General features: G+C 67.4%; 19 protein-coding genes. 18 read left to right on the forward strand and 1 reads right to left on the reverse strand.

Annotated features, from left to right (window positions below):
- Positions 1–30: 30 nt before the first annotated feature.
- A complete protein-coding gene (locus tag VFE28_05845) occupies positions 31–558 on the reverse strand; it encodes an SLBB domain-containing protein (GenBank protein HZM15506.1) in 528 nt (175 codons plus the stop codon).
- A 622-nt stretch (positions 559–1,180) separates the two neighbouring features.
- On the opposite strand from VFE28_05845, the gene VFE28_05850 reads away from it, so the two are divergent.
- From VFE28_05850 to VFE28_05935, 18 genes are all read left to right on the forward strand, one after another.
- Positions 1,181–1,852, forward strand: a complete 672-nt coding sequence (locus VFE28_05850; protein HZM15507.1) for a DUF4956 domain-containing protein — start codon at positions 1,181–1,183, stop codon at positions 1,850–1,852.
- A gap of 28 nt (positions 1,853–1,880) precedes the next feature.
- Positions 1,881–2,681 carry a polyphosphate polymerase domain-containing protein gene (locus VFE28_05855; GenBank protein HZM15508.1) on the forward strand — a complete coding sequence of 267 codons (801 nt, stop codon included), beginning with the start codon at positions 1,881–1,883 and terminating at the stop codon, positions 2,679–2,681.
- 27 nt (positions 2,682–2,708) lie between these two features.
- The gene (locus tag VFE28_05860; protein HZM15509.1) at positions 2,709–5,543 is read left to right on the forward strand and encodes a right-handed parallel beta-helix repeat-containing protein; all 2,835 of its coding nucleotides are present in this window, start codon (positions 2,709–2,711) and stop codon (positions 5,541–5,543) included.
- 73 nt (positions 5,544–5,616) lie between these two features.
- Positions 5,617–6,315, forward strand: a complete 699-nt coding sequence (locus VFE28_05865) for a sugar transferase (GenBank protein ID HZM15510.1) — start codon at positions 5,617–5,619, stop codon at positions 6,313–6,315.
- A 1-nt stretch (position 6,316) separates the two neighbouring features.
- Entirely contained in the window at positions 6,317–7,471 is a 1,155-nt protein-coding gene (locus VFE28_05870) for a glycosyltransferase family 2 protein (GenBank protein ID HZM15511.1), read from the forward strand.
- Between the two features lie 20 nt (positions 7,472–7,491).
- On the forward strand, positions 7,492–9,066 hold the full coding sequence (locus tag VFE28_05875; GenBank protein ID HZM15512.1) for an oligosaccharide flippase family protein: 1,575 nt from the start codon (positions 7,492–7,494) through the stop codon (positions 9,064–9,066).
- Positions 9,063–9,794: a hypothetical protein gene (locus VFE28_05880; GenBank protein HZM15513.1), complete on the forward strand. Its 732-nt coding sequence runs from the start codon at positions 9,063–9,065 to the stop codon at positions 9,792–9,794. The genes VFE28_05875 and VFE28_05880 overlap by 4 nt, the downstream gene beginning before the upstream one ends.
- Positions 9,791–10,819: an aminoglycoside phosphotransferase family protein gene (locus tag VFE28_05885; GenBank protein HZM15514.1), complete on the forward strand. Its 1,029-nt coding sequence runs from the start codon at positions 9,791–9,793 to the stop codon at positions 10,817–10,819. Before VFE28_05880 ends, VFE28_05885 begins: the two co-directional genes overlap by 4 nt.
- Positions 10,820–10,833: 14 nt before the next feature.
- The gene (locus tag VFE28_05890) at positions 10,834–11,592 is read left to right on the forward strand and encodes an AAA family ATPase (GenBank protein HZM15515.1); all 759 of its coding nucleotides are present in this window, start codon (positions 10,834–10,836) and stop codon (positions 11,590–11,592) included.
- Entirely contained in the window at positions 11,579–12,820 is a 1,242-nt protein-coding gene (locus VFE28_05895) for an ATP-grasp domain-containing protein (protein HZM15516.1), read from the forward strand. Before VFE28_05890 ends, VFE28_05895 begins: the two co-directional genes overlap by 14 nt.
- 298 nt (positions 12,821–13,118) lie before the next feature.
- Positions 13,119–13,682: an HAD family hydrolase gene (locus VFE28_05900; protein HZM15517.1), complete on the forward strand. Its 564-nt coding sequence runs from the start codon at positions 13,119–13,121 to the stop codon at positions 13,680–13,682.
- Positions 13,679–14,761: a right-handed parallel beta-helix repeat-containing protein gene (locus VFE28_05905; protein HZM15518.1), complete on the forward strand. Its 1,083-nt coding sequence runs from the start codon at positions 13,679–13,681 to the stop codon at positions 14,759–14,761. Before VFE28_05900 ends, VFE28_05905 begins: the two co-directional genes overlap by 4 nt.
- 46 nt (positions 14,762–14,807) lie before the next feature.
- A complete protein-coding gene (locus tag VFE28_05910; GenBank protein ID HZM15519.1) occupies positions 14,808–16,028 on the forward strand; it encodes a glycosyltransferase in 1,221 nt (406 codons plus the stop codon).
- Positions 16,029–16,047: 19 nt separating this feature from the next.
- A complete protein-coding gene (locus tag VFE28_05915; GenBank protein ID HZM15520.1) occupies positions 16,048–17,289 on the forward strand; it encodes a hypothetical protein in 1,242 nt (413 codons plus the stop codon).
- A 104-nt stretch (positions 17,290–17,393) separates the two neighbouring features.
- Positions 17,394–18,374, forward strand: coding sequence for a polysaccharide deacetylase family protein (locus tag VFE28_05920; GenBank protein HZM15521.1), 981 nt, complete (start codon positions 17,394–17,396; stop codon positions 18,372–18,374).
- Positions 18,371–19,762 (forward strand): glycosyltransferase, encoded by a 1,392-nt coding sequence (locus VFE28_05925; GenBank protein HZM15522.1) that lies wholly within the window; start codon positions 18,371–18,373, stop codon positions 19,760–19,762. Before VFE28_05920 ends, VFE28_05925 begins: the two co-directional genes overlap by 4 nt.
- A 3-nt stretch (positions 19,763–19,765) precedes the next feature.
- The gene (locus VFE28_05930; protein ID HZM15523.1) at positions 19,766–21,466 is read left to right on the forward strand and encodes a phosphotransferase; all 1,701 of its coding nucleotides are present in this window, start codon (positions 19,766–19,768) and stop codon (positions 21,464–21,466) included.
- Positions 21,463–21,778 (forward strand): hypothetical protein (locus VFE28_05935; GenBank protein ID HZM15524.1); only part of this gene is annotated, 316 nt, incomplete at its 3' end. The genes VFE28_05930 and VFE28_05935, both read left to right, overlap by 4 nt.

A 21,778-nucleotide genomic window follows, 5' to 3' on the forward strand; every position in this document is an offset into this window, starting at 1 on the left:
GCTACTCCCGTCAGGAATGCTGGCCGGCACTCACTCGTTGAATGCGCGTACGCCGATGAAATACGTCGTCGCCACGATGGAAAGATCGCGCAGGACCGCGGCCGTGGTACGCCACGCCGCCCAGCTGTTGCGGGGCACCATGACGACGTCGCCAGGATGCAGCAGAGGCACCTCTGCCGTCTTGCCCTGCAGGATGTCCGCGATGTTGACGCGGAACACCCGCTGCGCCGCTGGGTCGCTGCCGTTGGTGCTGCCGGCTCCCCCGAGGGCGCTCGGCTCGCCGACGCCGCCCAAACGAGTGATGGTCACTTCGCTCAAGCGGGCCGTGCCCGTGCCGCCACCGGCTTTCGATAGGAGCTCGAGGACGTTGGTGTCGTCCGCCACACGGTATTCTCCGGGGCGCGCCACCTCGCCGAGCACGTGCACCACCATCTCCAAACGATTCTCCTCACCGAGGAGATAGTCGTCCTTCTGCTGAGCGATGGCCCCGGCGGGAACGAGCCATTGGGCGAGCAGCGCCGCGCAGGCGCAGTCGCGCAGCAGGGAACGAAGTCCCAAAGAGTGGTTACCTCTCATAGTAATAGATCTTTCACGGTTTCTGAATAGTCGAGGCGAAAAAAGCTCCGGGATCCGGCGAATACCCTGAGCCTTTCATGGAGGACCGCGAACCGTCGCTCGCAGCCGCAGATCAAGCATACCCGACGTGGTGAGCAGACCGCCAGGATGCCGCCATGGTCCGGGCCTGCAAAGCTACACGGCACCTGACATGCGCCAACTCACCCAATGCCGTGCAAAACCGTGTTTCTTGGATTGTGTGCTTTCGCCCATTTTCACGGCACAATGAGGAGCGCCGCGTCCGGCGGCGGAAGCGCGAGATCGGGCGGGAAATCGCGCCACGAGCCGCGGCACCGTACCTCGACCGTCCCGAAACCGCGCCGGACTCTCGGCGCTGGCTCGTGCTAGACTTCTTGGGTCCAGGGGACGCCCCCTGTCCGGTGATCAAGACAACGAGCTCTCGATTCTGCGCCGGCAGCAGGCTTCCTCTGCTCTGTTCACTCGTTTCTCAGACGTGCATGTAGTGCTGGCCGGTCCTCCCGGCCGCCGAGAGCCCCTGGCTCTCGCTCCTTCCGATTGGTCTCTCGGCGCCCATCGACGCCTTTCGTTCGGAGTTGAATCGAAGATGAATCCGCAAAATGTGCTCAAGATCGATCTCACCCCGGGCCACATGCTGCTCAACCTGAGCCTGGCCTTCGCCCTCGCCTTCGTCTGGGCCACGGTGTACCGCAAGACCCACAGCGGCGTGGCTTACAGCCGTTCCTTCTTCCTGGCGCTCATCCTCGTGGCGCCGATCGTGTCCATGATCATGATGGCGATCGGCAGCAACGTGGCCCTCTCCCTCGGCCTGGTGGGCTCCCTCTCGGTCATCCGCTTCCGCACCGTGATCAAGGACACCAAGGACATGGTGTTCCTCTTCTTCGCGGTGGCCCTCGGCCTCTGCGCCGGCGCCAACGCCTGGATGCTCGCCACCATCGGAACCTTCATGGTCTCTCTCGTCGCCGTTCTCATCCCGCGCGTGAGCTACACCCGCGCCGCCGCCTCCGACTACATCCTGGTTTTCCGCTCCAGCCTCCAGGACCCCTGGAAGGCCCTTCCCGAGGACACTCAGGGCATGGTGTCCTGGAAGCAGCTGCGCGGCGCCACCGATGCGGACCACGGCACGGAGTTCGAATACACCTACAACGTGCGCTTCGCTGCCAAGGCCAACCCCGAGACCCTGGTGAAGGAAATCAGCAAGAACGAGAACATCTCCCGGGTGACGCTCATCGCCCCGGAAAACCACCTCGATCTGTAGATCGCCGTTCGCAGCACACGGAGGGCTCATGGACAGCAACGGCCACGCTTCGAACGGCAACGGGAACGGCAACGCCCAGGGCGTCCACAAGCCCTTGGTCATGCAGCGGTGGGAGGTCAAGTACGTCGTCGACCGGACGACGCGGACGGGGCTGGAACGCGACCTTTCCGCCCTCATGCGACCCGACGCCTTCGCCGGCAACGACGGCACCTACATCGTCCGCAGTCTCTATTTCGACTCGCCGGACTACATGGCGTTCCACAGCAAGGTCTCTGGCGACGCCGTGCGGCACAAGGTGCGGACCCGCATCTACACCGATGACCCGAGCCAGGCGGCCATCGTGCGGCTCGAGGTGAAGTCACGCATCCTGGCCACGATCCACAAGGTGGCCTGCGATGTGAGCCGCGAGGAGTACCTGGAGATCTGGGAGGCCCTGCAGAGGCGGACGCTGCCTCGCGACGCCATCCTCGACAGTCATCCTGGTGTCGCCGACTTCTTCCGCCTGCAAAAGCAATACAGCATGGAGCCGAAGGTCATCGTGCAGTACCGGCGCAAGGCCTGGGAGCGGCGCGACATCAGCCGCGTCCGCACCAACTTCGACGACGAGATCGTGGCCTCGCGCCACACCGATCTCCTGGGCGACCTGCACGGCGCGCGGCGCCTCATGCAGTACGGACACAGTGTCTTCGAGATCAAGGTGGATGGCGTCATGCCGTATTGGTTGCACATGCTGACCGACAAATACGGCCTGCGCAACGAGGCGTTCAGCAAGTTTTGTTATTCCATCGCCAGCGAGGCGCGGACCTCGGCGGCGATTCGGCGCGACTAGCGCTGCCCTGGGAGAAAGCAGAGATCCATGACCAGTCCATCCCCCAAGCACGGCCCAGTCAGCCCCTGGCGTCTCCTGGACCGCGTCTGGCGCGGGCCGGAGCGCTGGCTCGGCTTGGCTGCGCTCGTCTTCATCGGCTTCAGTTGCCTGACCTATTCACGCACCGTGGCCGAGTACTCGAGCCACCTGTTCACTAGAAATAAGTACGTGGCGCTCGTGGACGGCATGTTCAACCCCATGCGCAACCGTCACATCCTGCTGCAATCGGGGCTACCGGTCTACGACATCAAGATCGGGCGGCTGGAGTGGAACACGTTGCAAAAGACGGCGGAAGAGGCCGTGGCCCGGGGCTGGCTGAACGAGGACCTCAGAACCTGGGTTCCCGCCACCTTCATCCACGGCGGCCAGGCCTACAAGATCGAGATGCGCCTGCGCGGGGATCAGAGCCGCCACTGGAGTGGGCCCAAGAAGTCCTATCGCATCAAGTTCAGCGACCAGGTCGTCGCCGGGCAGCGGGTGGAGCGCTACTTCGAGGGCAAGCATCAGATCAATCTCATCGTCCCGCAAGACAAGCTCTTCGCTCTCGGGCCGTTCGTGAACTCCGTCTTGCACGAGCGGGGACTGGTCACGCCGGCGGACCATTTCGCCATCCTCAAAGTCAACGGCGTCATCCATGGTCTGTATTACCAGGCCGAGCACTTCGACAATCCGCTGCTGGCCGGGAACGGACGCCCGGAAACCACGGTCTTCGGCCTCGGCAACCGGGCCGGGACCCACGAGCGTTACACCGGCCTGGGCAGCGCCACGGTGAGCGATGCCGCCTTCGACGTCGGCTCCCTGCGCCGGCAGGTGGAGCCGACGGATGACCTGGGCCTGCGTGCCATGCAGGTGCTGGTCGATCACGCCAAGAACCCGACACCGGAGAACTTCGCCCGCGTCCGCGCCGTCATCGACTGGGAGAAGTACCTCACCTTCCGCTGCCTGATGACGCTGTGCAACACCGATCAGGTGCGCTTCGGTTCGGACAACTTGAAGTTCTACTACGATTCCAGCCGCGGTCTCCTGGAACCCGTGCCCTGGGACGTGACGCTGCAGCAGATGCCCAGCGAACCGGGCACCTTCGACTTCTTCAGCACTCCCGCCGACCCGCTGGAGGCCGCAGTGCTGCGCGATCCCGAGCTCCGGCTCCGGCGCAACCGCATCATGTGGCAGTTCCTGGCCGACGGCGGCAAGAGCCTGCTGGCCCGGTATGACCAGATGGCCGCCGACATTCGCCTGGTGGTCTGGGCGGACGTGCTCACCACGCCCATCCAGGCGTACAAGATGGATCAGATCCGCAAGGTCCTGGTCAGCAACATCCAGAGGACGCGCCACGTGCTCGAACATGGCGCGGGCAACCTGAACTATCGCCTCGACAGCGACCAGCTGGCGACCCTCGAGTTCACCGCCCTCAATGCCAGCGGCATCCACCTCCAGGAGTTCACCCTGGCGGACTCCACCGCGCTCACTGGCAGCTATCGTCTCTTCGCCGACAGCGACGACGATGGCGTGCTCGGCAAGACGGACCGCCTCCTCGGTGAAAGCGATGGCACCGGCGGCAGCATCGCCTTCGTGCTCGACGACGAGGTTCTTCCCACCGTCCATTACGGTGCGCACGCGATCCTCGGCCGTCACTGGGAGTACTTCGAGCCCCTGGCCGGCCGCCGCCGCTGGTTCCTCGTCGGCAATCTCGCCAACCCGACGCGGAACCCTCTGCTCTGGACGCCGCCCACGCTCGTCGTCACCGCCATGAACGCGGTCACCGAGGAGCCGATCCCTTCGGCTTCGCTGAACCAGATCGACGTCGTCGTCCCCGACAACACCATCGGCATCACCTGCTATGACGCCACCGATCCCTATGATCTGGCGGCAGAGCAGCGGAGCCTGGCCGAGTTCCTCCGGGTCCAGCCGCAGTTCCATCCCAGCGCCGCACGCCCTGGCGCCGTCGAGCTGCACGGCGACGTGTCGTTGGCAGGGACAGTGATCGTGCCCCAGAGCGTCTCCCTCGTGGTCGCCCCCGGGACGGACATCACCCTCGAACCCGGAGCCGCGGTGCTCTGCTTCGGTGGCCTCGTCTGCGAGGGCACGGTGGACCAGCGGATTCGCATCCACGGGCGCAACGGCAAGGCCTGGGGGACTTTCGCCTGCATCCGACCGGCGGAGCCCGTGCGCGTCCTTTACACCGACTTCAGCCACGGCGGGCAGAAACGGGCCAACGGCATCCTCTTCACCGGCGGCCTCGCCGTCCACGAAGGGGACCTGCAGCTCGAGCACTGTCGTTTCACCGACATGCGCAGCGAAGACGCGGTCAACGTCAAGAGCGGCAAGATCGTCGCCAAGGACTGCGACTTCGAACGCACCGCCAGCGACGCCATCGACATCGACGCCGGCACCGGCGAAGTGACGGGCAGCCGCTTCAAGGACATCGCCGGGGACGGCATCGACATCTCCTACAGCCAGGTCACGCTGCGGGACAACGAGATCGAGAACGCCCGGGACAAGGGCGTCCGCGTCAGCGAGAACTCGCGCCCGGTGCTGGAGAACAACAGCTTCCGCCGTTGCCAGATCGCGGTTTCCTGCATGGACCAGTCGTTCGCCAAGGTCAGCCGCTGCACCTTCGAGGGCAATCGGCTCGCCATCGAGGCGAAGCGCCAGAAGCCCATGTTCGGCGGCGGCGGCGGCGAGTTCGTGCGCTGCGTGTTCGCGGCGAACGACACCTTGCAGCGAGAAGACGGCTTCTCCACCGGCATGATCAAGATCGAAGAATCCGGGACCACCGCCAAGGCGAGCGACCAGGATCTGGTGCGTGTCGCGCCGAAATGAGGGCACCATCAGGGACCCGAAACCACCACCTCCCCAGGGATCACCACGAGAGGGCACTTTGAACTTGAGGAAGATGCAGACGCAGGACGGAGCCGCCATCGTCCCCTTGTTCCCCGCACCGGCGCTGCCGCGGCCTTGGTACGAGCAGCGCGGTCGCCCCTGGCTGAGCGACGAACGCTACGCCGGCTGCAAGCGTGTCATGGATCTGACCTTGTGCTTGCTGTCGTTGCCGGTGGTACTCACCGTCATCGCCCTGTGCATGGCTCTGATCAAGATCGATTCGCCCGGACCGATCTTCTTCGTCCAGAGCCGTACCGGCCGCGGCGGGCGGCGCTTCCGCATGTACAAGTTGCGCACGATGTTCCGCAACGCCGAGGAGCTCAAGAGCAAGTTCATGCACTTGAACGAGCTGGCCTGGCCCGACTTCAAGATCACCAACGACCCGCGCATCACCCGCGCCGGGCGTTTCCTGCGCAAGACCAGCCTGGACGAGCTGCCCCAGCTGCTCAACGTGATCAAGGGCGACATGAGCTTGGTGGGGCCGCGACCGACCTCCTTCAGCTCGGTCACCTACAGCTTGTGGCACACCGCCCGGCTCGAGGTGAAGCCGGGCTTGACCGGTCTCTGGCAGGTGAGCGGCCGCAACGAGCTCGAGTTCAACGAGCGCGTGCGGCTCGACATCGCCTACGAGCGCCACCGTTCCTTGTGGCTCGACACGCGCATCATTCTGCGCACCGTGGTCTGCATTTTCACCCAGCGTGGAGCCAACTGAGATGGAACTGGTCTTCTGGGCCTCCGTCTTGATCCTGGCCTACACCTACGCCGGGTTTCCGGTGCTCGTGGCCTTTTGGGGCATCCTGCGTCGCATGCGTGTGCGCCAGGAGGAGGTGACTCCCACCGTGAGCGTGGTCGTCGCAGCCTACAATGAGGAAGACGTCATCGCGGACAAGCTGCGCAATTGCCTGGCCCTCGACTATCCTGCCGAGGCCCTGGAGATCATCGTCGCCTCCGATGGTTCCGACGATCGCACCGAAGGCATCGTCGCCGGCTTCGCCGACCCCCGCCTGCAGCTCCTGGCCCTGCCCCGCCGCGGCAAGATCCACGCCTTGGTCGACGCCGTGGCGCGGGCGCGCGGCGAGATCCTCGTTTTCTCCGACGCCAACACCATGCTGCACCCTCAGGCACTGCACAAGCTGATGCGGAACTTTGCCGATGTCACCGTGGGCGGCGTCTGTGGCAACCAAGTGCACGTGAAGAACCGGCGCGCCGACAGCAGCGAAGGCGGCGAGAGCCTGTACTGGAGCTACGACAAGTGGCTGAAGGGCATGCAGACGCGCACCGGGAGTATCGTGGCTGCGGACGGTGCCCTCTACGCCATCCGCCGCAACTTGTTCCGTATGCCAGAGCGCACCGCCGTCACCGACGATTTCGCCATTTCCACCGCGGTGGTGCAGCAGAAGCGCCGCCTGGTGTTCGAACCCGAGGCCCTGGGCTTCGAGCCAGCGACGGGCGCCGCCGGGCGCGAGTTCCGCCGCAAGGTGCGGCTGATGAACCGCGGCATGCGTGGCGTCCTTTTGCGGCGGGAGCTGCTCAATCCCTTCCGCTATGGTTTCTACTCCGTGATCCTGTTCTCTCACAAGGTGGTGCGGCGCCTGGCGCCGATCTTCCTGCTCACCCTGCTGGCGAGCAATCTTGCCCTCACCCACCGGCGCTTCTATGCCGTGACGGCCGTGTTGCAGTTGAGCTTCTACCTCCTGGCCGCGGCCGGGGGACTGCTCAGGTCGCGCCGCGCCGGCCGTCAGAAGCTGCTGTCGATTCCTTTCTTCTACTGCCTGGCGAACGCCGCAGCCCTGGTGGCGCTGGCCGGCCTCGTCCGGGGCGAGCAGATCGAGCGCTGGCAACCGCAGCGCCGCGCCCTCGAAGCCTGAGTCGAACGGAGAGCGAGGACATGGCCACGGTGACCGCACAACCTCTAGAGAGCCCCCGCATGTTCGGCGGCGATCCGGTGCGCCGGCAGCTCCGCGGCTCGAGCCTGCTGCTGCTCGGCCGCTTCCTTTCCCGGGGCATCAACTTCTTCTCCCAGCTCCTCATCGTGCATACCCTCACGACGCAGTCCTTCGGCGCCTTCGCCTACGGCCTGGCGGTGGTGGCCTTCTGGGATGGGCTGTCTTCCTTCGGGCTCAACAAGTCCATCACCCGCTTCGTGCCCATCTACCACGAACGCGGCGACCACGCCCGCGTCCGCGGCGCCATACTCCTCGTGCTCGCCGGCATCGCCTGCACCAGTCTGATCGCGATCGCCACGGTGTACCTGGCGCCGGGCCTGCTCTCCCGCATGGTGCGGGAAAGAGGTCCTCTCGACCTGCTGCTGATCCTGATCTTCCTGGTCCCCGTGGATGCCCTGGACGAGTTCCTGCTCGGGCTCTTCGCCTGCTTCGCCCGCCCCAAGGCGATCTTCTTCCGCAAACACGTCTTGGCGCCCTCGCTGAAGCTCGGCGTCGTGGTTCTCCTGGTGCTGCTGCACGCGGACGCTCATTTCCTGGCCCGGGGATACGTGACCGCCAGCATCGTGGGCGTCAGCATCTACTCGCTCCTCTTCCTGCGACTCTTCCGCCGCCAAGGCCTCCTGGGGGCGCGGGGAGACGGGGTGTCCATCCCGGCCCGCGAGATGTTCGCCTTCACCTTGCCGCTGCTCAGCACCAACCTCGTACCCATGGTGATGCACTCGATCGCCACGCTGATCCTGGGCTACTACCACCAGAGCACCGAAGTGGCCATGTACCGCGTCGTCCTGCCGGCAGCGCAGCTCAACAACATCGTGGTCGCCAGCTTCGGAATACTGTTCACCCCGATCGCGGCGCGACTCTTCGCCCGCGGCGACCGCGAGGGCATGCGCGCTCTCTACTGGCGGAGCACCGTCTGGATGGCGGTGCTTTCCTTCCCCGTCTTCGCCTTGACCTTCTCTTGTGCGCGCGGGCTGACCACGACGTTGTACGGCGACCGCTACGCCAGTTCCTGGCCGATCCTGCAGATGGTCTCCGGCGCCTACTACTTCAGCGCCGCGCTGGGGAACAACGATCTCCCCCTGCGTGTGGTGGGCAAGCTGCGTTACATCGTGACGATCAATGTCCTGGCGATCCTGGCCAGCATCGTCCTCACCTTCGCGCTGGTGCCGCGGTTCGGCGCCATGGGTACCGGCATCGCCACCGCCGGCGCTCTCCTCTTGCACAATGTGCTCAAGCAATGGGGACTGCGTGCCGCCGGGATCGGTTTCTTCGAGTGGCGCTACCTGCCGGTGTACATCGTCATCGTGATCGGCGCCCTCGGACTCTTCCTGGCGCAGCTCGTCATCGACAACTTCTTCATCCTGCTGCCGGCGGCGGCCTTGGTTTCCTTCCTGGTGCTCGCGTTCACCAAGCACGAGCTGGCCATCAAGGACACCTTCCCGGAACTGTTGAAGCTTCCCATCGTGGGCGCGTTCCTGCGCGCCGAGAACCCCGTCCAACCCTGGAGATCACGGTGAATCCTTCTACTCCCGGAGACTTCTCGACCTGGGGCGCCGACGCCGTCCCTGCAACCGGCGCGACCCGCGTTCTTCGCCGCTCCGGCAACGGGGCGCGCCCGGACGCCCCAGCGGAAGCGAGCCAGCGCCTGGACTGGCGCTTCCTCCTCCCGGACCCGATCCTGCGCCATGTAGCACTCCTGGGTGACGACGATCAGCAGCTCGTGCAGGCGCTGCGCCGGAACAGCAGCTCCCTCAGCCTCCTCGACCTGGGTTGGCGCTTCGCCGCCGGGCGCGAACCACGCTTCGATCTCGTCGTTCTGCGTTCGTCCCGTCTCGCCGACGCCGAGGGCGCCGCCGTGCTGGTCGCCGACGGCGGCTGCCTGTACTGGGAGATCGAACGCAGCCGTCCCGCGAATCCCTGGATGGGCTGGTCCGAGCGGTGGTTCTTCCGTGGTGGCGAGCGCCGCGTGCCCCGTTCTCCGGCGCGACTGCGGCGCCACCTGCAAGCGTATGGATTCACCGAGGTCCGCGCCCACTGGCATCGGCCTGGATTCCAGGGCGCCGTGGAAATCGTGCCACTGGAGAACCGGATGATCCTCGACTACGTCTTCGACGGACCCATGGCCGGCAGGGGCCCAGTGAAGGGAGCGCTTCGCCGCCTCCTGCGTCGCGCCGGCTTGTTGCCCGGCTCGGTGCCGTGCTGGAGCGTCATCGCCTGCAAGCGCGCCTGCGAGGAGAGGGCATGAGGGCGCTGGCACGCAGTATCCTCGCGCACTGGGACGAGGCCACCGTGGGGCGGCCCGTCCCGCACACCCTGGATTGCCTGTTGCGGGCGTCGCGCTTCCGCGCCTCCCGGAACGTCATCTTCCTCGTCTTCGCCGATGGCAGCCCGGAACCGGTGCTGCTCGCCAAGACGCCGCGTGTGCAGGACGACCTCGCCGCCCTGGAGCGCGAGGTCGCGAACTTGGAGAAGCTGTCGTCGCTCCGGCCCGCCGGCCTGGGCTCGGTGCCGCGCGTCGTCTCCTATCGCGACTGGCAGGACTCCAAGCTGCTGCTCGAAACCTTCGTGCCCGGGCGCCCACTGTCACCGGCCCTGGTGCGCAAGTCGCAACCCTGCGTCGACAGCGTCATGCGCTGGGTCACGGAGCTGCACTTCGCCTCGCGCGCTTTCGTCACCGGCCCCTCGGGATCGGTGCGCAAGAACCTGGAGAACAGCCTGGGGCGGCTGGCGGCGCTCTTTCCCGCCTCGGTGGAGCTCCGGCAGATGCTGGACCGGACCCACGAGTTCGCCGAGCCCCTGGCCACGCACGTGTTGCCCCGCGTCTTCGAGCACGGGGAACTGGGGGCGCGGAACATCCTCGTCGACAGCGACGGACAGGTGGGGGTGGTGGGCTGGGAGCTGGCCGATGCCACCGGGCTCCCGGCCACGGACGTCTTCTTCTTTCTCACCGATGTCGCCTTCGCGCGCGCCGACGCCACCACGACCGGGAAGTACGTCGAGACCCTCGAGAGCGCTTTCATCGGTTCCCCCGCCTGGGCGCGACCCTACGTGCTGGACTATGCCAAGGCGGTCGGGCTGTCGCCACGGAGCCTGCGGCCGCTCTTCCTGCTCACCTGGGTGCGTACCGTGGCCAACCTGGCGACTCGAATGCAGCGCGAGGGCAACCCGGACCAGCGGGGCTCGCAGACGCAGCTGCAGTGGTTGATGGCGAACCCATACTTCGGTCTGTGGAGATTCGCCCTGGAACACTGGAAGGAACTCGACCTGTGAGGACCCGAGGCAACATGTTCACCGTGGCCCTCATCGGACCGGATGGCGTCGGCAAGACGACCATTGCACGGCGCCTGGAGCGGGAGTTTCCCCGGCCCCTCAAGTACCTCTACATGGGGGACAACGTGGAGACCTCCAATGTCATGCTGCCGACCACGCGCTGGTGGAAACAGCGGCAGCTCCGCCGCCAGCGGGCCCGGTCCACGACCAAGATGCCGACCGTGTCGGTGGCGACGCCGCCCGCAGCAAAGCCTGCCAGCAAGAAGGGCCTCCTGGCCCTGCCGGCGCACTGCACCCGCCGTCTGCTGCATCCGTTGCGCAAGAGCCTGGGCTTGGCCAATCGCATCTGCGAGCAAAGCTATCGCGAGATGGTGGCGCTCTGGTATGCCCGGCGCGGCATCATCGTGCTCTTCGACCGGCATTTCGTCCTGGACTACTACCATTTCGACATCGATCCGCAGGCCGCGTCGCGGAGTTTCAAACGCCGGCTGCACGGCTTCCTGCTGCGCCACTTGAGCCGCACTCCCGATCTCGTCGTCTGTCTCGACGCACCGGGCGACGTCGTCTTTCGCCGCAAGGGCGAGTTCTCCCCCGAGTTCCTCGAGAAACGCCGCTTGCAATACCGCGAGTTCGCCCACCTGGTGGAGCACTTCGAGCTGGTGGACGCGAACCGCGATCTCGAGCTCGTGGTGCACGACGTCGGCCGCGTCATCGCCGGCTTCCAGGCCCACGGGCAGCATGGAGGCGGGAGAAATGCTCATGCGCAAGCCTGAACAAAGGCCGGCCACCATATTGGTCACCGACGCCGGACGCAGCAGCGCCATCGCCGTGTTGCGCTCCCTGGGCCGTGCCGGCTATCGCGTCCTGGCGGTGGACAGCGACCCTCGCAGCCTGGGCTTCCGCTCGCGCTACGTCCACGCTTCCTTCGTGGTGCCGTCGCCGCGGGAGGCACCGGAGGAATTCACCGCCGCCCTGCTGCGTCTTGTCCTCACTCATGGCGTCGATCTGGTGATTCCGGTCACCGATCTGGCGATCCAGCCGCTGGCAGCGGCGCGGGGCGACTTCGCCGGCAAGACGACGCTGGCCATGCCCGACGACGCGAGGCTGCGACTGGTGACCGACAAGGGCAGCACTCTGGCTGTCGCTGCCTCCCTCGGCATCCCGGTACCGGAGACACGGGCCGTACACACGGTGGGAGAGGCTCTGGCGGCGGGCAACGATTGGGGCTGGCCGCTGGTGCTCAAGCCGCACGCCTCCAACAAGCTCGACCCCGCCCGCGGCATCGAGTCCTTCCAGGTGACCTACGCCGAGAGCCCAGCAGAGGTGCAGCGGCGGCTCGGGCGGCTCTCCGGCCGTTGCGACGTGCTCCTGCAACGCTATTGCCCCGGCGAGGGCTATGGCATCGAGCTCCTCACCAGCCGCGGCCGCCCGCTTGCCGCCTTCGCCCATCGACGCCGGCGCGAGCTCCCTCTCTCCGGCGGTGCGAGCTCCTATCGCGAGAGCATCGCTCTCGATCCGCAGCTCCTCGACTGGTCTGTCGCCCTGTTGCGGGCGCTCGAATGGACCGGCCTCGCGATGGTGGAGTTCAAGGTAGGGCCCGGAGGACCGCGCTTGATGGAAGTGAACGGCCGCATCTGGGGCTCGTTGCCCTTGGCGGTGGCGAGCGGGGTGGATTTCCCCGCCCTCCTCGCCAAACTGGCTCTGGAAGGCGAGACGGCGGTCGTGCCGCACCTGGCCAGCGACTACCGCCTCGGGCTCCGCTGCCGGGACCTGCAGCGGGACCTGTTGTGGATCGCGGCGGTGCTGGCGCAGCAACGGCGGCACGAGTTCTTCCCCTTGCCGTCCCGCGCTCGCGCGCTGCGCGCCTTGCTCGGCATGCTGAACCCGCGGCACCGCTTCGACCTGCTGGTCTGGGACGACCCCCTGCCCGGCCTCGCCGAGCTGCCCCGCTTGCTGCCGCGGCTCTGGGAGAAGAGCCGGGCGCCACGAACGAACCCCTGAAGGAGTGGGAAGAGTCACGCAATAGACCGTGGGGAGAGAAACCCACTCGTGCGGCACTGGTCTGAATCTTGAGCCATCATGAGGAAGCGGCGTTGACGCCTGTTCCCGCCCCTCGGATAATCAAGAGGACGCCGGTTTGCACAGCCCCTGAACACGGCCCTGGTCGATCCTTGACGGAAGCGCCGACCCTGCAAGCGTTGGACTTCCGTCGCTGAAGAGCGCGCACCTTCAGGAATTGTACCGCATGACGGAGCAGCCGTCGGCGAAGCGCGCCCAACAAGGAGCTCTTCCAAGACCCTTGACGACGCGCTGCGTTTTCCTCGCCCGCGACGGCACCATCAATCGCGAGGTGCATCACTTGCGGCGATTGGAAGAATTGGAACTCCTGGAGGGGGCGCCGGAAGGCATCCGGCTGCTGAACCGCGCCGGCTGGCGGGTGATCGTGGTCACCAACCAGGCGGCCGTCGCCCGCGGCCTGCTTTCGGAGGAGCGCCTGGGGGAGATCCATCAGGAGCTGCAAGCCATGCTCGCCCGTGAGGGAGCTTACGTGGACGCCATCTACTACTGCCCGCACCACCCCACCGAGGGCTTCGGCCGCTACCGGCTCGAGTGCACCTGCCGTAAACCACAACCAGGATCGATCCAGCGCGCCGCCCGCGAGCTGGGCCTCGACCTGGCGCAGTCGTATTGCATCGGGGACAAACGCAGCGATCTGGAAGCAGGTCGTACGGCGGGCTGTCACACCATCCTGGTCCGCACCGGTTACGGAGTCGCCACCGCCGCCCAACTCGACGGCGAATCCATCCGGCCCGATTACATCGCCACCAATCTACTGGAGGCAGCACAATGGATCTTGGCATGAAGTGGCTGCAGCACGCGAGGCAGGCGCTGCCGTTGCGGCAGCTCCGCCGTCACCTGGGCTTGAGGCCCCGACTCCTGCTGAGCCTGGTCCTGGTGACATTCCTCGCCCTGGCGGCGAGCCGGGTCTTGCTCCACCTGCCCAAGTCCATGCTCGCCGTCGCCGCCGGGCTCTTCTTGCTCTGCTGCGCCGTCTTTGCCCTCGTGGGCCGGCACCTGCAGGGATCCCTGGCCTTCCGCATCGCCGGCCTCTACCTGACCTGGGTCGGTCTGGCAGCGACATTGTTCTGGGCCGCCTTCCACCTGGATCGCTCGCGCTGGTTCTACTACGAGGTCACGGGTTTCGACATCTCCCATTCCGAGGAGAAGTCCCACCTCGCCGACGTGCCGGTGCGGGCCTTCCTGGCCTACAACAAGAGCTTCATGCTCGACCCGGAAGCGCCGGAGAACCTCCTCTTGCCCCGAGGCGAGCATGTCTTCGATCACACCGTGGTGGTGCCTCGCTCCACCCGGCTCCGCATCGAAGCGGGAGCGGTGCTGCGCTTCGCCGACGGCGCAGCCCTGATCTCCTACAGCCCGGTCTTCGCCCAGGGCAACGAGAGCGCGCCGATCCTGTTCACCTCCCACAGCCACCTCCGCAAGTGGGGAGCCGTCGGCATCGTCGGCGGCGGCTTGTCTGTCTTCGAACACGTGCGTTTCGAGAACGGCCGGCAGGCGCGGGTGAACGGCACCGATTTCTTCGGGACCTTGTCTCTCATCGGCGCCGACGTGGAGATCCGCAATGCCGAGTTCCTCCATCTCCGCGGCAAGGACGGCGTCTACGTGCGCGGGGGTCGCGTCCAGATCCACGACAACCTCTTCGAGGACGTGCGCAAGGATGGACTCGATCTGGACTCGAGCAGCGGTTCGGTGAGCGGCAATCGCTTCGTCGACTGCGGCGACGAAGGCATCGACGTGGGCCAGGCCGGCGCCCTGGAAATCACCGGCAACGTCATCCTGGATTCCCGCGGCGGCAGCATCGAAGCCGACAGCGCGCTGGAACAAATCAAAGGCAGCAATACCCTGGGCTACAGCCGCCACTGACTCGGCCTCTGCGGCCGCGGCATCCGTGGTTGGCGTCGGAGAGCGTATGCGCATCCTGCACCTGGTTCCCTCGATCCAACACCCGGCGTTGGTCGGCCCCACCCGGCACTACCATTTCGGGCGCGAGCTCGCCGCGCGCCACCACCTCACACTCCTGGCCCCGGCGCACCGCGACCTCCCGGCCACCGTGATGCAGGAGCTGGGTGCCACCATGGAGAGAATCCTCCTCTGTCGCATCCCCTTCGGGGGCCCGGCACCGGTCCACCGGCTGGGAGGAAGGCGCAGCCGCGCCGTCCTCGAAGCCATGTACGAGACCTTCCATGACTTGCTGCAGCGTGAGACCTACGATCTGGTTCTCCTGCAAGGCAAGCACTTCTACCCGTTGCTCGCGGATTGCCCGCTCCCCGTGGTCGTCGACTTCGGCGAGGCCGCCTCCTTGCGTCTCCGCACCAAGATGCGCTTCGCTCCGTGGCCACGGAAGCCGCCGCTCTGGCTGCGCTATCGCCACACCCTCCATGTCGAGACCCGTCTGGCGCGGCTGACGCCCCACATCGCCTTCACCGCGCCGCGGGACCGCGACTGGATCCTGGGTCCGGAGAGCCAGGCGGCGATCCTGCCGAACGGTGTCGACCCGCGTTTCTGGAGCCGGCGCCACGGCTCCCCCATGGGGCCGCCTTGCGTCGTGTTCGCCGGAGTGATGAGCCATCCGCCGAACGAGGATGCGGCGCTGCATCTGGTCGAGGACATCGTCCCCATCATGCGCCGCGCCCTTCCGGATCTGGAGGTCTTCATCGTCGGCCGCGACCCTTCGCGCCGCCTGCGCGCCGCAGCCCGCCGCAGCGTGGGCGTCCGGGTCACGGGCTACGTGGAAGATATGCGGCCCTACTTCGATCGCGCCGCGCTCTACGTGGCGCCGCTGCGGCAATCTCCGGGACTGCAGAACAAGATTCTCGAGGCCCTGGCCATGCAGGTCCCGGTGGTCGCCTCACCGGTGGTGCTCGAGGATCTGCGCCTCCACGGCGCCGAGCCTCCGGTGGTCACGGTCGGGGACCTGGCGGCCTTCGCCGAAGCCGCGGTGCAGTGGTTGCGCCAGCCCGAGGAACGCCGGCAGCTCGGACTGCAGGGCCGGCGCTACGTGGAGAGTCATTTCAGCTGGCGCCGCTCGGCGGCGGTGCTGGAACGCTTGTGCCTGCATGCTGCGGCTGCGACCGGCGCCCCGGCCCCTCTGCGGGGCTTCGCTCGCACCCTCGAGGAGGCGACCTCGTGAAGGAGCCCGGCTTCCGCCCATGAACATGGCCTCTCCGCTTCTCGGCAGAGTCTTTCGCAGCCTCGATCGCGTCGCGGTGGAGTACTGCGTGCTGCGCGGTTACGACGAGCTCCTCACGCCTTCGGTGTCGCAGCAGGTCGATCTGTTGCTGCGACCCTCGGATCGGCGGCGCTTCGAAGTGGTCATGGAGGTCATGGGGTTCGTGCGCTCGCCGGCCCTTGGCCCGAGGACCTGCCGGCCCTACGTCGCCTACGATCCGGAAGACGACTGCTGGATCGAGCTCCAGGTGGTCGAGACGTTGCGCTATGGGACGCCGCTCCGCTGCCTCGAGTTGCCGCTGGCGAGCGCGCTCTTGGCGCGCCGGCGGCGGCGCGGCGTGGCGTGGATGGCAGCACCGGAGGACGAACTCCTCACCTTGCTGCTGCACTGCGTCCTCGAGGCGCGGCGTTTCCGGGAAGGCGAGCGTTCGCGCCTGCGGGCGCTCTGGGAAGAGCTGCGCGCCGACGCGGAGGCGCAAAAGCGCCTGTTCTCCCTCCTCGCTTCCCGCTTCGGCAGCTGGCCCATGCTCGCCGTGGTGCAAGGCTTCGATCTGCAAGACTGGGACGATCTGCTGCGTCAGGGACGCCGCTGGACCAGGCGCCTCCTCCTGCGCCACCCCCTGGCGGCGGTGCGGACGGCGGGCTTCCTCCTCCTCTCGCGGCTGCCCTTCCTCCTTCGGCGCCGTGGCACGACCACCGTGCTCGTCTCACCGGATCGCGGCGGCAGGCGCATCCTGGCCGCGGCGCTGGCTCAGGATCCGTGGCTCCGGGCCCGCGTCGTCCCTTCGCGGGGCCGCGTCGCCGCAAACTGGTGTCATGCCGCCCGCGGTTGGGCCCAGGCTCTGCTGGGGTGGACCGTCGTCGTCGAACACGACACCATCCCGTCCCAGCTCTCGCCACCGGGACGCGGCGCAGGATGGCGGCCGTGGAAGCCTGATCTGGTGCTACTCCTCGAGCCGTCGGTCGGGGTGCTGCCGCCGGGTCATGACGGTGGGGTGACGGAGTCCGTCGAGGTGCAGAGGCGATCACCGCCGTTCCTCGGTGTCGAAGGTGCCGTCGTGGACACCGCGTCGGGGGCCGACGCGGTGCGACGCGATGCAACCGCACTCATCTGGAAACGTACCGCCGCGCTGCGGGAGCGACCACGCCGCGCCAGCGGGCGCAATCGGCAGGCGGCGTCACCCATGGCGCCGGGGGTCGCACCCAGCGCGGGCCCCGTGTGATATCATGAGAGAGGTGAGGCACCGCGCCGTCCTCGGCGTGCCTCGCCAGCTCTCTCCAACGCGCGAATCGTCCGACCAATTCTTCCTGCGAGCGATGGGAAGCCATGCTGCGCGTCCTGACCTATCATCGGATCGCCGACCCCTCCAGCGCGCTGCATCTCAACCCGCGGTTGATCAGCGCTTCCCCGGAAGAGTTCGCCGCCCAGATCCGCTTCCTGGCTACCCACTACCGCGTTGTCGGCCTGGAGGACGTGCTGGTGGCGTTCGAAACCCACCGTTCTCTGCCACGGCGGTCGGTGCTCATCACTTTCGACGACGCCTATCGCGATTTCATGGACATCGCCTGGCCCATCCTGCAGGCGCACCGCGTGCCGGCCACCCTCTTCGTGCCCACCGCCTATCCGGACCGTCCGGAGCGCGCCTTCTGGTGGGACCGGTTGTACCGTTGTTGCACCGACCCAGCGCGGCCCGAGCTGGTTCTTCCCAGCTGTGGGCCCCTGCCGCTTCGTACCCAAGAGGAACGTCAGGTGGCGCTCCGGGCCGCGGCGCGGCTGGTCAAGAGCCATCCCCATGACCATGCCATGGCACTGGTCGAGGAGATCTGCGAGCAGCTCGGCGAGGAGGACAGCGGACATCACAGCGTGCTCGGCTGGGACGAGCTGCGCCTGCTCTCCCGCGACGGGGTCTCGCTCTGCCCGCACACGCAGTGGCACCCGCTGCTGACCCGCGTCTCCGCCTCCCGGGCCCGCACCGAGATCTCTGCCTCCCTGACCGACATGCGGCGCGAGCTGGACGACGTGCTGCCCGCCTTCGCCTACCCCGACGGCGCTCACGACGACGAGAGCGTGGACATCGTGCGCCAGGAGGGTTTCACCCTCGCCTTCACGCAGCTCGACGGCCACAACGACCCGCGCCGCACCGATCGCTTGCGTCTCTACCGCACGAACATCACGCCGCGCACCAACCTGCGTATCCTGCGGCTCCGGCTGCAGACCTGGTTCAGCCACATCGACCGCTGGCGCCACCGTCGTCAAGCCCACGACCGCCACCGTCTCAGCATGGCTCACCGGAGCGCTCCATCGTGAGGGAAGCCGCGCCGCCGCAGCCTTCACCCCTGGCCGGCGGGGAGGCCGCCGGGGGAGGCGCAGCCTCGCGCCCGCGACTGGCGTACATCATGTCGCGCTTCCCGAAGATCAGCGAGACCTTCGTCCTCTACGAGATCCTGGAGCTGGAGCGGTTGGGGCTCCAGGTCGAAGTCTTTCCGCTCCTGCGCGAACGGCAAGGGGTCGCGCACCCCGAGGCGGCCACCGTCGTGGCGCGCGCTCACTTCCATCCCTTCCTGTCGCGGAAGATCCTGGCGGCGCAGCTGCACTTCCTGCTCCGCCGGCCGCTCGCTTACTGGCGTGTTCTCGCCGAAGTTTTGCGCGGCACCTGGGGCAGCCCGAACTTCGTCATCGGGGCCCTGGGGATCTTCCCGAAGTCCGTGCGCTTCGCCCTGGAGATGCGCGCTCTCGGCGTCGACCATGTGCATGCGCACTTCGCCACCCATCCCGCTGTGGCCGCCCTCGTGGTGCACCGCTTGAGCGGGATCCCTTTCAGCTTCACGGCGCACGGCTCCGACCTGCACGTGGATCGTCGCATGCTGGCGCACAAGGTCCAGGCCGCCGCTTTCGCGGTCAGCATCTCCGCCTATAACAAAGAAGTCATGGTGCGCGAGTGCGGCGAGGCCGCGCGCGACAAGATCCATATCGTGCACTGTGGCGTCGATCCCGCGGTGTTCGCGCCGCCTGCGCGCCGCGGCGGCGCCAGGGAGAACGGGGCGCCGGAAGCAGCGGCTGCAAGCGCCACGGAGCCGGAAACCCTGCGCTTGCTCTGCGTCGCTTCGCTCGAGGCCGTGAAGGGACACCGCACTCTCATCGAGGCCTGTGACCTGCTGCGCCAGCGCGGGGTGCGCTTCCGCTGCGACCTCATCGGCGACGGGCCGGAGCGCGACGCCGTGGTGGCGCAGATCGCCGCCGCCGGGCTCGGAGCGCAGGTGTGCTGGCATGGCCTCCTCCCTCGACCGGAGGTGAGCCGGATGCTGGCCGCCGCCGACATCTTCTGTCTGCCCAGCGTGCCCACACCGCAAGGCAAGAAGGAAGGCATTCCGGTGGTGCTCATGGAAGCGATGGCGAGCGGCCTCCCCGTGGTGTCCTCGCGCCTCTCCGGGATCCCGGAGCTGGTGGAGGATGGTGTCTCCGGCGTCCTCGTCGAACCGCGGGACAGCGTGGCGCTGGCCGATGCCATCCAGGCCTTGGGCGAGGATCCGGCGCGGCGCCTGCGCTTCGGCCAGGCCGGCCGGGAGCAGGTGGGGCAGCACTTCGACCTCCGCACCAACGCCCAACGGCTGGCGGCATTATTCGCCCAAGGCGGCACCGCGCGGAGGGCAGCGCCCTCCAGTGCCCGCGAGGCGGTCAGCAGCGGGAGCGTGTGAAGCGTGCTCGAGACGACGCTGGCGACACCGGTGCTTCCGGGCAGCCACGCCGGCGGCGATCCCCGCGGCGCCCACTGGATCTTCTGTCTCGATCGCCTCGAGCTCGGACGCGTGCTCTGCCTCGGCCTGCCGGCCACGGCGGGGCTGGAGACGATCGCCCCCCTCGCCGAAGAAGTCATGGTGTGGGAACCACGGGATGGCAAGCGGCGCTTGCTGCAGGAATGGCTGGGGCGAGGCGGGCCGAGCAACGTCTCCGTCGCCGGCCGCCCGCAGGCCTCGTGGCAGCTGCACGAGCTCCGCGCCGATCTCCTCCTTCCCAGCGGCGGACTCTGGAACGCTGCTGATTTGCGCCCTTTTCTGGGTCCAGGCAGCATTTCTTACCACGAAGCACTCGACGCTCCCCACGAGCATCCCACCCCACCAGGGCTCGCCTCGCTCCACGGCACTCCGCCGCTCGTGCTGCGGCTGACGCCGCTCGCCGGGGAGATCCGCACGGCAGTGCCCTGCGTGGATGGCGAGACGACACGTTGGTTCGAGGCGCAGCACCTCCTCGCCCCGCGTTTCCGCCACGGTCTGCTCGCTCGCGCCGAAAAGGCCCTGGCGCGACGGGGTTTCATCGCCCCGGCCGCGGGCCGCCTCGGAGTCCTGGGTGGCGCCCGCACACCTGGAACCACCCGGCCTCCAGCCTACCTGCGCCGTCTCGCCGCTTTGCATGGCGTCGACATCGAAGACCATCGCTGGGGTCTGTGTGTGCCCGGCGACGCTCGCGCGCCGACCTTGCTCTTCTATCTCTTCGGCGCCGTGGCGACGGCTCCCGAATTCGTCGTCGAGATGGTGCGCGACCCTCGCTTCAATCGCGGCATCGAGAACGAACATCGTGTCCTGAGCCGCTGGCGCGCGCTGTCGGCGGCACCGCAGCAGGTGGCGCCGGAGGTCCTCTTCCTCGGTCACCCCGGTCACCTCGCCGCGGTAGGAAGACGGTGGCTCGAAGGCGAACCCTTCGTACACCGCACCGAGGGCACCCCCTCTTGCGCCGTGGCGCGGCAGGCGGTGGCTTCGCTCCTGACCCTGGGGCGGGCCACCGCAGAGCCCGTCGCGGCGAGCGCCGCTGCCGCAGCGCTGGACACCTTGTGCACGCGCTTTGCCGCCGTCTACCGGCCGCCGCCGCTGGAGCTCGCCTTCCTGCGCCGGCAGATCGCCGCCCTCGCCGCCAGCCCTTGGCCCGTGCCCGCGGTGCTCCAGCATGGCGATCCCGAACTCTGCAACCTCCTGGTCCCATCCGATGGGCGCGTGGTCTTCTTCGACTGGAAGCAAGCCGAGGAGCGCGGCATGCCTTTGTGGGATCTCCTCGTCTTCCTGCACTCCTATGTGCTCCTCGATGACGTGCAGCGCCGGCAGGAGCGTCCCGCAGCGTCCGTGGCTTCCCTCCTCCTGGAGTCGCACTTTTCGCCTTGGGTGCGGCAGACGCTGGAGGAATACTGCACCCGCGTCGGCGTGCACCCGACTCTCCTCGAACCTCTCTTCTATACTTGCTGGATGGCGCGAGCCCTGCAGGAAGCGACGCGCTTGCCGGCGGCGGCGATCGGTTCCAGCCGCGCCCTCGCCCTGCTGCGTCACTGGATCCAGGGACGCCAGGGACCCGGCTTGTGCCAGCTCTTCGCCAACGGCCAGCACACCGCGGTCGGCGCCGAAGGGAACGCGTGATGCTGCAATCATCCCCTGGCGTGGTGCTCCTCGGTGCCCCTGGAACGGGAACACCTCCTACCGTTCCCGACCAGGTGGACTACGATCTGCACGGCATCGTGGGCATCCGCCTCCTCGGCGCCCGTGCCGCCGACGTCGCCGCGGTGGACCGGCAGCTCGGGCCGATCCGGCGACCGCTGCAGCGGCCGCCCGACCTGACGCTGCGTTTCGTCGAGCAACTGCAACCCGCCGGACGACTCCGTCTCCTGGGTCGCGACGAGGCGGCGTTCACCGACGACGCCTTCCTGGTGCTGCGGGGCAAGCACAAGAGCC

It is taken from the genome of Candidatus Krumholzibacteriia bacterium, assembly GCA_035649275.1.
GTDB lineage: Bacteria > Krumholzibacteriota > Krumholzibacteriia.